Genomic DNA, 12,833 nt, shown 5'->3' on the forward strand with positions numbered 1-12,833 from the left:
TCAGCGCTCCGGAGCCGCTGCGGCCAGAAGTCGGCGCCACGGTGAGCAGTAGGTGTCGACGCAGTACGGGCCTCCCAGCCGCTCTCCCCAGACATCGGCGAAATCAGCCAGTTCGGGGGGCGTTTCCACCCGGCGACTGGCGGATTCATGGTGGATCCAGCGGCTGCCGGGCACGAGCACCGTGTGCTCGCCAAGCTCAGCGGCTCGAAGGCAGAAATCCACATCGCCGTAGTTGATCGGAAAACGCTCCGACAGGCCCCCCAGACGCTCCCACAGGGAGCGACGGCACAGGCAGACGGCGGCGGTCACGGCGTGAAACCGGCGCAGTCCCTGCAGGGTGCCCCAGGGGAGCTGCTCCGGTCTGCAGCCGGCCCAGGCATGCCTCGGCGCCAGGTTGTCGATCGCCGTGCCCGCATGCTGCACCCGTCCGTCGGGGTAGAGCAGCAGGGCACCGGCGATCCCCACTGAGGGCTCCTGCAGGGCACGGAGCAGAGCCGACACCCCATCGCCGTCGAGCAGTTCGGTGTCGTCGTTGAGCTGCAGCAGGAAGTCGCCGCTGGCCGCTGCCGCCGCCCGATTGATCCGATCGGTGTAGCTGTAGGCACTCCTCTGTCGCAGCAGGCGCCAGCGTCCAGGGCCGAAACCTCTCACCACCAGTCCCTCCAGCGACGCGATCGCCTCGTCCTCGAGTTCGCCGCCGTCGATCATCACCACCTCGAGATTGCGGTGGCGGCTGTGTTCCACCAGGCTGCGGAGGCAGTTGAGCACCAGCATCTCCGTCCCGGCTCCGGAGCGGTGCCGGAAGCCTGCGGTTGGAATCAGCAGGCTCACCAGCGGCGCCGCCGCTGTCATCGGCTCCGGTGGAGCAAGGGCAAGCGGCTCCGTCGCCGGGGCCTGCACCAGTGGCAGGGGCACGTGCGCGTGGCCGCCGCAGGTTTCAGCCAGCCGATGCAAAGAGCTGCGCCACGCCGCCGGGCTGGTGTGGTCTGCGCGGCGGGGCAGCTGGCGGGCCAGCACCCCGCTCACCAGCACCGGCCCGTCGGCGATCCCGACCTGCCGGTCGAAGAGCGCATCCCACAGTGGCTTCTGCCGCCAGCTCCAACGGCCGTCCCGTCGGATCCAGTCGTCACAGGTCACCATCGCGGCGCCGCTGCGTCGCATCCGTGCCGCCAGCCGCTGCTGGAGGCGTTGTCGTTCGCCGGGCCGGGGATCCCAGCCGGGTGGCAGCAACAGCCGGCTGTCCCGAAGCACCGCGGCACGTTCTGCGGGGGAGGCCCACATCCCCGGTTGCCAGCGCAGCAGGCCCATGCGCAGATGGTCGGCCCAGAGGCGGTCGCGCCACCGTTCCAGTTTCGGGATCAGGCGTTCGGCCGCCACCCGCAGCAGGCCGGACGGATCGCCCTGCAGCAACTGGCCGGCGATCAACAGGGCCTTGTGCGATTTGCGCCGGAAGCGACCCGTTGTCGTGGCGAGGCTCATGGCTGGCCTCCCCGCCGCAGAGCCCGCAGCAGCCTCCCCGGCGGGCTGGCCCGCAGGCCGTCCAGGCGACGGGCGAGCCGGCCGACCCGCTCGGCCCGCTCCAGCAGGGGCCGCTGGCTTGGCAGGCTGCTGCCGAGGAAGGCCTGGGGGCGGGATTCCAGGTCGATTCCCAGCCGTTGCAGCCAGCCGGCCAGCGACTCGGTGCAGGGCAGCTGGCGTCGCAACCATTCCATCTGATCCGCCGCGAGCAGCCTGAGGCTGGCGTCATCCTGCTGGGTCCACCAGGTCAGGACGCTGTCTTGCGTCAGTCGGGGAAGTGGCAGATCCGGAGCGTCGAGCAGCGGTGAGGGACGCCTCAGCCGTTGCGGGCTGACGAGGATGACGGCGCGACCGCGGGCCATCGCTTCGAGGTGGGCCGTGCCCAGATGCCCCGGGGCGATCAGCACTCGGCAGCGGTTCAGGAGGGTGGCGAAGGGAAGGCAGGGCAGATCCTGCTCGAGCCCCTGAGCCCGGGCGTCGCTCAGGCCGGCCGGTTCGAGCGGCGGCTTGCGGGCCAGCAGCAGCGGAATCCCCAGGTCGGTCAGCTCCCGGTGCAGGCTGCCGACGGCCTGCCAGTACTCCTGTGGATCGGCCAGCGGAATCAGGGCCTGTTGCTGCAGCGGGTAGTGGACCCAGCCCACCGCCATCGCCTGGGGCCAGGGCAGCGGCGCCTGCAGGTCGAGGGCATCGAGGAGGTGGGCGCGCACCGGATCGAGACACAGCACGGCGCCCGTGCTCGGATCGGCAGGATCGCCGTCCGCCCGGCGCTGGCCCCGCAGCGGCACCAGGCGCGCGTCCTGCGGCCGCAGATGGCGCTGCCAGCGGAGTGGCAGGCCGCCCGGCTGCACTTCGGCGCTGTGGTGCAACACCGCGCAGGCCTGCCGGTTGTGGCGCATCCGCTGCGTGAAGCGCTCCAGCGCCAGGTCGTTCTCATCGGGCACCAGTGCCAGGACGGGGCGGCTGCGTTCCAGCTGGCGGGCCAGCCGCTGATCGAGCCTCTGGCGCTCTCTGCCGACGGCCTCGGCATCCAGCTCGAGCAGCGGCCAGCGACCCAGCGCCTCGAGCCAGGCCGAGGCCGAGGCCCGCTCCGCCTCCGCCGGACAGGCCGGCGGCACCGGAGCCGCCGGCAGAGAGGCCGGCAACCGGGCATGCGCGCGCCAGCGGCAACTGTCATGGAACAGGTCCGGCAGGGCGGGCGCCGGCCCGGGTTCGAACAGCAGGACCGGCAATCCCGCGGCCTCGAGCTGCACGAGCGGCCACTCGGGATGGCGCAGCTTGCCGATCGCCAGGCACACCGCTCCGTCCGGCGAGGCGCCACTGTTCTCCTCCGGCGCGGGGTCGGCCGGACCGGTGTGGCGAGGCAGAGCGGCCACCAGGCTCACATCCTGACCGCGTCCGCCCAGCACGGCCGCCAGCACCAGGGCCGGCAGGTCCCCCAGCCTCGAGAAGCGCGGGGGGCGAAACCGTTCTCCCACCGGCAGCAGGATGCGCTGGAAGGGCTGCAGCTCCTCGGCCCACACGGGCAGAAGCGCCAGGCTGAGCAGGGCCGGGGTGATCAGATCGCCGCTCAGCAGTTCCCGGATCGGCTCCTGGAGCGGCGTGTCGACGGCAATGGGAGTGAGGGCATCGAGCTGCTGTTTCCAGTCCGCGAGCCGCGCATCGGTGGCTGACCAGGCCTTGGAGCCCCGTCCTCCCAGCCAGTGCACCCCCTCGCTCGCGCCAGCCTGTTCAAGACGGGCCCAGGCTTTGAGCGAGCCGCAGAACAGCGTCTCCTGTGCCGACATGCCGGGTTGGCGCAGCCCGACGGCCTCCCGCTCGGCGATCCACCAGTCGGCCGCCTCCGGGTCGAAGAGCACGAGGGCATCGCGGCTCATCAGATGGGAGGACGCGGGGAGCGGACGGGAACCGGAGCGGCCATCGGGGCGAGGAACGTCGTGGCAGAGGGGCCGGTGCTGGCGCAAGCCAGGCGGATGGCCACCGGGTGGCGATCCGCCATGACGGCCTGCGGCCCCCATTCATAACTCTCCCCTGCCCAGGGCCCCCTGGGACGCCAGGGCAGGGTGCGGTGGCGTCAGTCCCAGAACGCGACCCTTAGGATTTGCGGCTCGATGGGTCACTGCCTGTCCGCTCGCAGCGCATCGCACAGGGAACCGGATTGATCATGGCCAGCAGCAATCGACAGCACTGCCGCATGGCTCCGTGAGGTTCGGTCGGGATCGCGCTCCCTGGCTCCTGGCCATTGGTGGGGCCGCCGTGCCCGGCAGGGACATGGAGCTTCCAGAGCCGGATGGGCCGCCCGCCGGCGGAGTGGCTGCTCCGACGCCGGCCACCCCGCCGGGGCATGCGTCGCGGGCGGCGGTCTACCGGCCGGAGATTGATGGTCTCCGGGCCCTGGCCGTGCTGGCGGTCATCGCGAATCACATGGACCGCGAGGCCCTCCCCAGCGGATACCTGGGCGTCGACATCTTCTTCGTCATCTCCGGTTTCGTGATCAGCGGTTCGCTGGCCTCCCAGCCCCCGCAGGTGAGTCTGGGCCGCTTCCTGCTCGGGTTCTACAGCCGTCGCATCCGCCGCATCCTGCCGGCCCTGCTGGCCTGCGTCGTGGTGACCAGCGTGCTGGTCTGCCTGTTCGACACCCGACCGACGGCGTCGCTGCAGACGGGGCTTTCAGCCCTGTTCGGCTTCTCGAATCTGTTTCTGCTGCAGGAATCGGTGGATTACTTCGCCCGCAGCAGCGACCTGAATGCCTTTCTGCACACCTGGTCGCTGGGCGTGGAGGAGCAGTTCTATTTCGTGTTCCCGCTGTTGTTCTGGTTTGGTGCTGTTGCGCGTGGCAGCGCCGCGGGCCGCAGGCGCCTTCTGGGGGTGCTGAGTGTCGCCTCAGCCCTCTCCCTGGCCGCTTTCGTGCTCCTGGCCCGCCACCATCTGGCGCAGGCCTATTTCCTGATGCCCAGTCGTTTCTGGGAGCTGGGTGCCGGCAGCCTGCTGTTTCTGCTGCATCGGTCCGGCCGCCTGCGGGGAGCCTGGCAGCGACTGCCGTCGCTCCTGCCGCTGGGTCTGCTCCTGGCGGCGCTGTTCCTGCCGCTCCGCCTGGAGGTTCCAGCCACCCTTGCCGTTGTCGGCCTCACCGTCGCGGTGATGGCGATGGGACTGGCGGGTGCGGACCGGCGGCTGGTGGGGCTGCTCTCCCATCCCTGGGCCGTCGGCCTTGGCCTGCTCTCCTATTCGCTCTACCTCTGGCACTGGCCCGTGCTGGTGCTGAGCCGCTGGACGATCGGCATCACAGTCGCAACCCTGCCGCTGCAGGTGCTGCTGATGGGAGCCCTGGCGATGGGCTCGTTCCACTGGCTGGAGCAGCCGCTGCGGCGCCGGGCCTGGGGCCGCAGCGAGGGGGGCACGATCGTGATCGGTCTGGTGGCCGCCGGGCTCGCGGCGCTGGCGATCTGGGGGCTGAAGGTGCCCTTCCGCCACCGGCTCTACCTGGGGCGTTTTCACGGCACCGATCGCAGTGAGGAGTGGTCGAATCTGGCGGTGCCCGGCACCACGATCGATCCCGATGTCTGCAACACGCAGACCACCGACGCCACGGTTCTGGTGGATCAGGTCTCCTTCGCGCGTCTGGTGGCCCGCTGCTCGGCCGAACCGGCCGCTTCACCCCGGGACGCCTTGTCCCGGGCCCCACATCTCTATGTCGTGGGCGACAGCCACGCCATGGCCTTCTCACCCGTAGCGGCGGGGCTGCTGGCGGATGGGCGCTACGGCATCTCCATCCTCAGCCGCCCCGGCTGTCCCTTTCCGGATTCACTTCACGGACATCTGGACACCAACTGTTCGCGGTTCCTGCAGGCCACTGAAGCCAGCGTCCTGTCCCGCGCACGCCCCGGCGACACGGTGCTGATCGTCAACTATCTGCTCAGTCACCTCGGTGATGCCCATAGCCTCCGGGACACCCGCAACCGGTTCCGCGGTGCTGATGGCCTGCCGATCAGCGATTCCGCCGCCAAATGGACCACCTGGCGCGGCGGGCTGGCTCGCTTCGCCTCCCTGGCCCGGGCCCGTGGCCTGAGGGTGGTGGTGCTGGGAGCGACGCCCAGGAATCCCGACTACTTCACGTGCCGGCAGGAGTGGTTCAACCTGCAGGCGGCCGGCCGTTGTGACGGGCTGGTGGCCGAGGAACAGACCTGGGCCCGGCAGCTCAACCAGCGCCTGGCCGGGGATCTGCCGGCGGGGGTCCGGATGTTCGACCCCTTGACGGCGCTCTGCCCGAAGGGATGCCGCAACTACCAGGTCACCCGTCTGCTGCGCGACACCGATCACCTCTCCCGTGCAGGGGCCCGCAGCCTCGTTCCTGCCTTCCGGAGGTTCCTGGCATCCATGCCATCCGCGCAGGGCGAGGTGGGCGTGCCACAGGCTTCGCTTCGCCAGGCCCCACCATGACAACCTGACCCCAGACGCTCCTGATCGCATGGTTGAACGGCTGGTTGAACGGCGGACACTCACGCGGCCCTGCTGATGCTGTCCTCTGCGCTGGCCCATCACTGGCGCTGGTGGCGCCATCGCCGGACGCTCGCAGGGGTGCGACTGATCGTCCTCGATGTCGATGGCGTGCTCACCGACGGGGGCCTCTGGTACGGACCGGAGGGGGAGCTGATCAAACGTTTCGATGTCCGGGATGGCCTCGGCATCCGGCTGCTGCAGCAGGCCGGCATCGAGGTGGCATTCCTCAGCGGCGGGCGGGGTGGCGCCACGGAGGTGCGGGCGTCCCATCTCGGCATCCGCCACTGCCTGGTGGGTGCGCGCGACAAGCCCGTGGCGCTGGCGGGTCTGCAGACGCAGCTTGGTGTCGCGGTGGAGCAGACCGCCTTCGTGGGGGATGACTACAACGATCTGGCGGTTCGGTCGCTGGTGGGTCTGCTGGTGGCCACCGCAGACGCGGCCCGCCCGCTGCGCCGTCAGGCGGATGTGGTGCTGCGGAGGCCAGGCGGCCGCGGCGCCGTGCGCGAGCTGGCCGAGCGACTGGTGGGTCCCACAGCCTTCGGCCGGGACCTCAGGGCCCGCGGCTGGCGTGATCGCAACGATTGAGACGGCCCCGTGTGGCGGAGTGGAACACCCTTGCGTGGTGCAGGCTGGCCAGCGTGTCAACGGATCGGTGCCTGTCGTTGCGCGTCAGGCGGCACGGCCCAGGGGGTGCGCAGCAGGATGGCCATCGCGGACCTGTCGCCGGCGTCCATGCCATGGCCTGCGAGTGATGCCTGTTCCGGATCGGGCTGACCATCCTCTGGGCTGCTCGCGGTGCTCCTGATCAGTCGTGGAGCGCCATGGAGTCGCAACGCGCTCCGAACCACTCGGCGGCAAGGGCTCCGCCCATGGTGCGCTGCTCCCGGAACCAGGGGCCGCCCAGGGTCCAGTGCAGCAGCGTCGGACCGCCGTCCTCAGCCGAGGCTGTCGGAGGGGGCTGCACATCGACGAGATGGTTCCAGTCGGCCGGCAGAGCGCCGATCTCGTGGTCTCCCGCCAGCCAGTGAAAGCGATGCAGCTCCAGCCCGCTGGCCTGATTGACGTAGTCGACGCTCAGGGCGGTGCAGCGGGCCGTGTTCATCAACATCAGCGAGCTCCAGTTCTTCTTGGGGTAAGGGCTCTGCACCTCGCCGAGAAATTTGGTGGTTTCGTTGGGAATATGCTCGTGCTGAACGCACATCACCGCATAGCGCTCATCGCGCAGTTCCCAGAGTCTGGCGATATCGCCGCGGCAGAGCATGTCGCAATCCATGAAGATGGCCCAGCCGCGATAGCCCATCAGATGGGGCACGAGAAAGCGGGTGAAGGAGAAGGCCGTGCTCTGCCTGGGATCCCGCTCGCGCCGGTACAGGCCCTGGGCTTCGAGCTGGGGCGTGACGATCGGCGTGATCGCCAGAGGCCTCGAGCTGTGCTGGTAGAGGCTGTCGATCAGCACATTGGTGGCCGCCCGTTCGCGTGGGTCGTAGCCGATGAAGACGGGGATGGGATGAGTCATGGGGCCATTATCCTTGCCCGCGTTGGTCGCTCCGGCATGCTGGATCCATGCCGTCTTCAGACCCGATGAGCTTCACCCTGATTGCCGGCCCCTGCGTGATCGAGAGCCGCGACCTGGCCACGACGGTGGCGCGGGAGCTGAAGGCGATCTGTGAGCCGCTGGGTATCCGCTATGTGTTCAAGGCCAGCTTCGACAAGGCCAACCGCAGTTCGGGCGGCTCCTTCCGTGGCCCGGGAATGCAGGAGGGCCTGGCGGTGCTGGCGGAGATCCGGCAGGAGCTTGACGTGCCGGTGCTGACGGACATTCATGAAAGCCACCAGGCGGCGACGGTGGCCGAGGTGGTGGACATCCTCCAGATCCCGGCCTTCCTCTGCCGCCAGACGGACCTGCTGATGGCCGCAGCGGAGGCCGTACGGGGCACCGACAAGGTGATCAATGTCAAGAAGGGCCAGTTCCTGGCACCCTGGGACATGCAACAGGTCGTGACGAAGCTGCAGCAGGCCGGTGCTGAGCGGATCTGGCTCACCGAGCGGGGCAGCAGCTTCGGTTACAACACGCTGGTGGTCGACTACCGCAGCCTGCCTCAGCTGCGCGAGCTGGGCTGTCCGGTCATCTTCGACGCCACCCATTCGGTGCAGCAGCCGGGCGGCCGGGGCACCAGCAGCGGCGGGCAGCGGCAGTTCGTCGCCCCTCTGGCGCGGGCCGCCGTCGCGGTGGGCGTCGATGGCCTGTTCATGGAGGTCCATCCGGATCCCGATCAGGCGCTCAGCGATGGGCCGAACATGGTGCCGCTGCACCGGGTGCAGCCGTTGCTCGAGCAGCTGATCGGACTGCGCCGCTGTTTGGAACAGCAGCCGGAAGCCGTCAGCGTCTATTGACTGTCACCGCCGGTTGTCATTCATGATCCTGAGTCCGTTGTCGCTGTTGCCGCGCAGGATTCCGCCGAAGGGGCTGCCGCTGCTGCTGCTCGGCCTGCTCGGATGCAGTGGCGGGCCCCCTGGGCCGCGCCGGCTGGATCTCCAGCTCACGGTCGCGGCGAAGGATCCGCTGACGCGCCAGCAGATGCAGAGGGGCGATGGGCGCTACACCTCGATCCGTTTCGCTGAACGGGGACAGAATTGCCGTGGCGGCGCTGGCTTCGCCGCCTTCCAGGCGGCGACTCCGGTCGAGGTGCAGGATCAGAGCGGGCGTGTGCTGGGTGATGGCACCCTCGGGGACGGCACCTTTGAGATCAAGGGCCGCGATCCGGAAGGAGAGACCCTGTACACAGCCTGTCGCTTCAGGGTGGCGATCCCGCTTGCCGCTGAGGCACGGATCTACATCGTGCGCATCGGCGGTGAGGCGCTGGTCAGGCGCCTGCATGTCTCGGAAATGCACCGTCTGAAGGGGACGGTCAGGCTCACGATCGACTGACCTGTTCCACCCCGGCAGGATCGGCGAGCGTGTCGTGCCCCAGCCTGATCGGCTCGAGCGAAAAGGGGGTGGCCAGGAAGAGCCCGAAGCAGAGCATGAACAGAGGCACCTTGACCATGCCCAGTTCGAAGAGATTGAATCCCACCAGGTAGGTGACGAGGGCTGCACTCGAGAAGATCAGCAAGCGTGGGTTGGCCAGCGCCTGCTCGCGGCAGTTGTGCAGGACGCGACGGAGCGTCCAGCCGATCCAGGCGCTCATGAAGACAAAGCCGGCAACACCGTTTTCTCCCAGAACCTGCAGGAAGAGATTGTGGGCATGGCTGAGTGGACGCCCCACCTGACGGGCGGTGCACAGGACACGCCAGGCCCGCTCATAGCCGACGCCCCAGATGAACCGGTTGTTTCCGGTGAAGGGAAGGCCGAGGTAGCAGCTCCAGAGTTTCAGTCGGGCCGCGTCATTTTCGAGGTTCTCCTCGCCGTAGATCCCGGCGAGTCCGATGCCATCCTCCGGGACCTCGGCGGTCTGCTGATGGATCAGCCACAGCACCGTCAGCAGTGTCGCCATCAGGATCGCCAAGATCAGCAGAGGGCGTCGCAAGCGACCGAACCGCTGTCGCCAGCGGTGGATCAGGGCTGGGCCCCAGGACAGGAGTGACCCGAACAGGACGGCCAGACCCGCCATGCCCATGCCCGCCCGGGAATCAGCGGCTCGCAGCAGCAGCAGCGTTGCGACAAGGGCCAGGCCATGGAGCAACCGTGACCAGGGAGGGCGATGGGCCAGGGCAGCGATCAGGCTGCACAGACTGGCCAGACCAGCCAGCAGCGCCGTCTGATTCTTGGTCAGGGCGGCGGTGTGATATTCGACGCCGAGGCGTGCGAAATCCACCACGACGTCCAGCTGCAGCAGGACGCCGATCAGGGTTGCCAGGGCCAGAACCGACGCCTGCCGCAACCACCAGGCCGACGGTCGCGCGAAGCCGCAGGCAAAGGCCGTGAGCATCAGCAGGTGGTCGATCGGCGAGACCGGCAAGGGCCCCTCGTCGAGCACGATCCAGCGGAGGTTGAGCACCACCAGCCCCAGCAACGCGAACGACCAGGGCCGCGCGGCGGCCTGCCTCAGCAGGCCGAGCACCAGCCAGACGGCCACGAGCCCATTGCTGGCCTGGAGATCGCCGCTGGCGAACAGGGCAACGACGGCCACGCCGAGGGCCAGGGATTGCATCCCTTCCAGCAGCGCCGCTCCATCGATCCGTCCTGGCCGCGGTCTGCGGTTGGCCGGGTCGCTCCCGGCTGTCATCGATGCGTCCTCAGCCGTGTTCATGCCTCGCCAGCGGGCATCGGCTCGATCGGAGCGAGGCGCGGATCGAGGATCTTCGGCCCCATCCCTTCGAACTTCACCGCGATCGAGATCTTCTCGCCGCTGCCGAACAGGTGGGTGATGAAGCCCTCGCCGAAGGAGGCATGGCGCAGGCGGTCGCCCACCGCCCAGCTGCGCGCCGGGGCGCGGCGGCGCACCGCATTGGCCGGGGCGCCGCCCTCACCACCGCCCCGCACCTGCCTGCTCTCAGCCCGATCGACGCGGGTGAGGCGCTCCAGGCGCTGCTCCCGTCGGATCGCGGCGCCGCCACTGCGGGGCACATCGCCCTGCAGCAGCTCCGGCGGCAGCTCCGAGAGGAACACCGACGGCACGGCCGGCTCGCGCATGCCCCCCCACAGACGCCGTTCGCTGGCGTGGGAGAGGAACAGGCGTTCCTTGGCGCGGGTGACGCCCACGTAGCAGAGGCGCCGCTCCTCCTCGAGGCTGGCGGGATCATCCAGCGAGCGGTAGCTGGGGAAGAGCCCCTGCTCCATCCCCACCAGGAACACCACCGGGAACTCCAGGCCCTTGCTGGCGTGCAGGGTCATCAGTGTCACCCGGTCCTGCTCGGTGTCCTTGTTATCGGCGTCGCTGGCCAGGGCGGCGCCGGAGAGGAAGTCGTCGAGGGAGCCCTCCTCGTTCTCCTCCTGGTACTGCAGGGCGGCATTGACCAGTTCGTTCAGGTTGCGGCGGCGGTCTTCGGCCTCGTCGCTGCCGTCGGCGATCAGTTCGGCGACGTAGCCGCTCTGCTCCATCACCCGCTGCACCAGCTCCGAGGGCGGCGCATCGGCGACGCGCCGCTGCAGATCGGTGATCAGCTCCTGGAACTGCAGCAGGCCCCGGGCCGACCGCCCCCCCAGGGAGCGCACCGCCTCGGGGTCGCTGACCACCTCCCACAGCGGAATCCCCAGCTGATTGGAGGCGTCGGTGAGCCGCTCGATCGTGGTCTTGCCGATGCCGCGCTTCGGCACGTTCAGCACCCGCAGCAGGCTGACGGTGTCGGCCGGATTCACCAGCAGGCGCAGATAGGCGAGCATGTCCTTGATCTCGCGCCGGTCGTAGAAGCGCAGGCCTCCGACGACGATGTAGGGAATGCCCCAGCGCACCAGTGATTCCTCCATGGCGCGGCTCTGGGCGTTCGTGCGATACAGCACGGCCATGTCGCCCCAGCGCAGATCGGGGTGGGCGGCGTCGAGCATGCGCATGCGATGCACCACCGCTTCGGCCTCGGCGATCTCGTCGTCGCAGCGGGTGAGGCTGATCGGTTCGCCCTCGCCGCGGGTGGGCCGCAGCACCTTGTCGATGCGCTCGGAGTTGTGGGCGATCAGGGCATTGGCCGCCTGCAGGATCGTGGCGGTGGAGCGGTAGTTCTCCTCCAGCTTCACCATCGTGCCGGTCACGTCATCGGCCTTCCTGTCACCGAAGTCGTCCTGGAAGCCCATCAGGATCTTGAAGTCGGCGGCGCGGAAGCTGTAGATGCTCTGGTCCGCATCCCCCACCACGAACACCGAACGGTCGTCCCAGGCGCTGAACTCCGCAGGGTCACGGCCATCGGCCACGATCAGCTTGATCAGGTCGTACTGGGTGCGGTTGGTGTCCTGATATTCATCCACCAGCACATGGCGGAAGCGGCGATGCCAGTAGCCGCGCACCTGGTCGTTCTGGCGCAGCAGCTGCACCGGCAGCAGCAGCAGATCGTCGAAATCGAGGGCGTTGTTGGCGGCGAGGGCCTGGCGGTAGCGCCCGTAGGCCTCGGCGATCTTGCGCTCGCGCAGGCCCTGGGCTCGGGCCTCCACCTGCTCGGGCATCAGGCCGTGGTTCTTGGCGGTGCTGATCTCCCAGCGCACCTTCTTCGGCTCGAAGCGTTTGGGGTCGAGACCCATCTCCTGGGTGACGATCTCCTTGAGCAGGTTCTGCACATCGCTCTCGTCGTAGATCGAGAACTGCCTGGTCCAGCTCAGGCCCTGCGGGTCCTTGTATTTATCGATGTCGAAGCGCAGCAGCCGCGCGAACAGGGCGTGGAAGGTGCCGATCCAGAGGTCCTTGATCACCTCCCGGTAGATGCGGCTGCGCAGCTGCTTCTGATCGATCGCCTTGAGCGTGCTCCAGGGCTGGCCGAACTGGCTCTGGGCCAGCCGCTGGGCCAGCAGCAGCTCCAGCCGCTCCTTCATCTCGCGGGCGGCCTTGTTGGTGAAGGTCACCGCCAGCACATCGGCCGGATCGACGCCGTGGTGCCCGACCAGGTGGGCGATGCGGTGGGTGAGCGCCCGCGTCTTGCCGCTCCCGGCACCGGCCACCACCAGCAGCGGGCCCTGATGGTGATCCACCGCCCGGCGCTGGGCGTCGTTCAGGCCGGCGAGGAAGCTCATGAATCCTCATCTTAACCTTGGATTCCACGGCGATCCCGGGCACGCACGCCTGGGCGGAACCGCGCCGCACCCCGTGGTGGCTGCTCCGTGCTGCCCACGCCAGCCACCGGGTTGAGCTGATCGAGGGGTCAGCGTCGGCAGGCGGAATCGGCAATCGGCAGAC

Annotated in this window: 9 protein-coding genes; 4 read left to right on the top strand and 5 right to left on the bottom strand. The window is 68.9% G+C overall.

The genetic code is table 11. From position 1 onward, the window contains the following. A complete protein-coding gene (locus H8F25_RS13485; protein ID WP_197210853.1) occupies positions 1-1,479 on the bottom strand; it encodes a glycosyltransferase family 2 protein in 1,479 nt (492 codons plus the stop codon). Further along, the gene (locus H8F25_RS13490; RefSeq protein WP_197210854.1) at positions 1,476-3,392 is read right to left on the bottom strand and encodes a hypothetical protein; all 1,917 of its coding nucleotides are present in this window, start codon (positions 3,390-3,392) and stop codon (positions 1,476-1,478) included. The genes H8F25_RS13485 and H8F25_RS13490 overlap by 4 nt, the downstream gene beginning before the upstream one ends. Before the next feature lie 394 nt (positions 3,393-3,786). Between H8F25_RS13490 and H8F25_RS13495 the strand changes: the two genes are divergently transcribed. Then, positions 3,787-5,955 carry an acyltransferase family protein gene (locus H8F25_RS13495; protein WP_197210855.1) on the top strand — a complete coding sequence of 723 codons (2,169 nt, stop codon included), beginning with the start codon at positions 3,787-3,789 and terminating at the stop codon, positions 5,953-5,955. Positions 5,956-6,030: 75 nt separating this feature from the next. Continuing rightward, positions 6,031-6,600: an HAD family hydrolase gene (locus tag H8F25_RS13500; protein ID WP_197210856.1), complete on the top strand. Its 570-nt coding sequence runs from the start codon at positions 6,031-6,033 to the stop codon at positions 6,598-6,600. 220 nt (positions 6,601-6,820) lie between these two features. On the opposite strand, the gene H8F25_RS13505 is transcribed toward H8F25_RS13500, so the two are convergent. Beyond that, positions 6,821-7,531 carry a glycosyltransferase gene (locus H8F25_RS13505; protein WP_197210857.1) on the bottom strand — a complete coding sequence of 237 codons (711 nt, stop codon included), beginning with the start codon at positions 7,529-7,531 and terminating at the stop codon, positions 6,821-6,823. 47 nt (positions 7,532-7,578) lie between these two features. Here H8F25_RS13505 and kdsA point away from each other — a divergent pair, with 47 nt between their 5' ends. Further along, a complete protein-coding gene (kdsA, locus tag H8F25_RS13510; protein WP_370525750.1) occupies positions 7,579-8,409 on the top strand; it encodes a 3-deoxy-8-phosphooctulonate synthase in 831 nt (276 codons plus the stop codon). A gap of 22 nt (positions 8,410-8,431) precedes the next feature. Beyond that, on the top strand, positions 8,432-8,944 hold the full coding sequence (locus tag H8F25_RS13515; protein WP_197210859.1) for a hypothetical protein: 513 nt from the start codon (positions 8,432-8,434) through the stop codon (positions 8,942-8,944). Here the strand turns inward: H8F25_RS13515 and H8F25_RS13520 are convergent. After that, on the bottom strand, positions 8,931-10,241 hold the full coding sequence (locus tag H8F25_RS13520; protein ID WP_197210860.1) for an O-antigen ligase: 1,311 nt from the start codon (positions 10,239-10,241) through the stop codon (positions 8,931-8,933). The genes H8F25_RS13515 and H8F25_RS13520 overlap by 14 nt on opposite strands. Positions 10,242-10,261: 20 nt before the next feature. Then, a complete protein-coding gene (locus tag H8F25_RS13525; RefSeq protein ID WP_197210861.1) occupies positions 10,262-12,670 on the bottom strand; it encodes a UvrD-helicase domain-containing protein in 2,409 nt (802 codons plus the stop codon). Positions 12,671-12,833 lie beyond the last annotated feature (163 nt).

Origin of the sequence: Synechococcus sp. CBW1004, from assembly GCF_015840715.1 — a bacterium.
Lineage (GTDB): Bacteria > Cyanobacteriota > Cyanobacteriia > PCC-6307 > Cyanobiaceae > Cyanobium.

Excerpts from the sequence above, each read along its gene's own strand:
- H8F25_RS13485 (WP_197210853.1), bottom strand. The coding sequence starts at position 1,479 with ATGAGCCTCGCCACGACAACGGGTCGCTTCCGGCGCAAATCGCACAAG.
- H8F25_RS13520 (WP_197210860.1), bottom strand. The coding sequence starts at position 10,241 with ATGACAGCCGGGAGCGACCCGGCCAACCGCAGACCGCGGCCAGGACGG.
- H8F25_RS13525 (WP_197210861.1), bottom strand. The coding sequence starts at position 12,670 with ATGAGCTTCCTCGCCGGCCTGAACGACGCCCAGCGCCGGGCGGTGGAT.
- H8F25_RS13495 (WP_197210855.1), top strand. The coding sequence starts at position 3,787 with ATGGAGCTTCCAGAGCCGGATGGGCCGCCCGCCGGCGGAGTGGCTGCT.
- H8F25_RS13500 (WP_197210856.1), top strand. The coding sequence starts at position 6,031 with ATGCTGTCCTCTGCGCTGGCCCATCACTGGCGCTGGTGGCGCCATCGC.
- kdsA (WP_370525750.1), top strand. The coding sequence starts at position 7,579 with ATGCCGTCTTCAGACCCGATGAGCTTCACCCTGATTGCCGGCCCCTGC.
- H8F25_RS13505 (WP_197210857.1), bottom strand. The coding sequence starts at position 7,531 with ATGACTCATCCCATCCCCGTCTTCATCGGCTACGACCCACGCGAACGG.
- H8F25_RS13490 (WP_197210854.1), bottom strand. The coding sequence starts at position 3,392 with ATGAGCCGCGATGCCCTCGTGCTCTTCGACCCGGAGGCGGCCGACTGG.
- H8F25_RS13515 (WP_197210859.1), top strand. The coding sequence starts at position 8,432 with ATGATCCTGAGTCCGTTGTCGCTGTTGCCGCGCAGGATTCCGCCGAAG.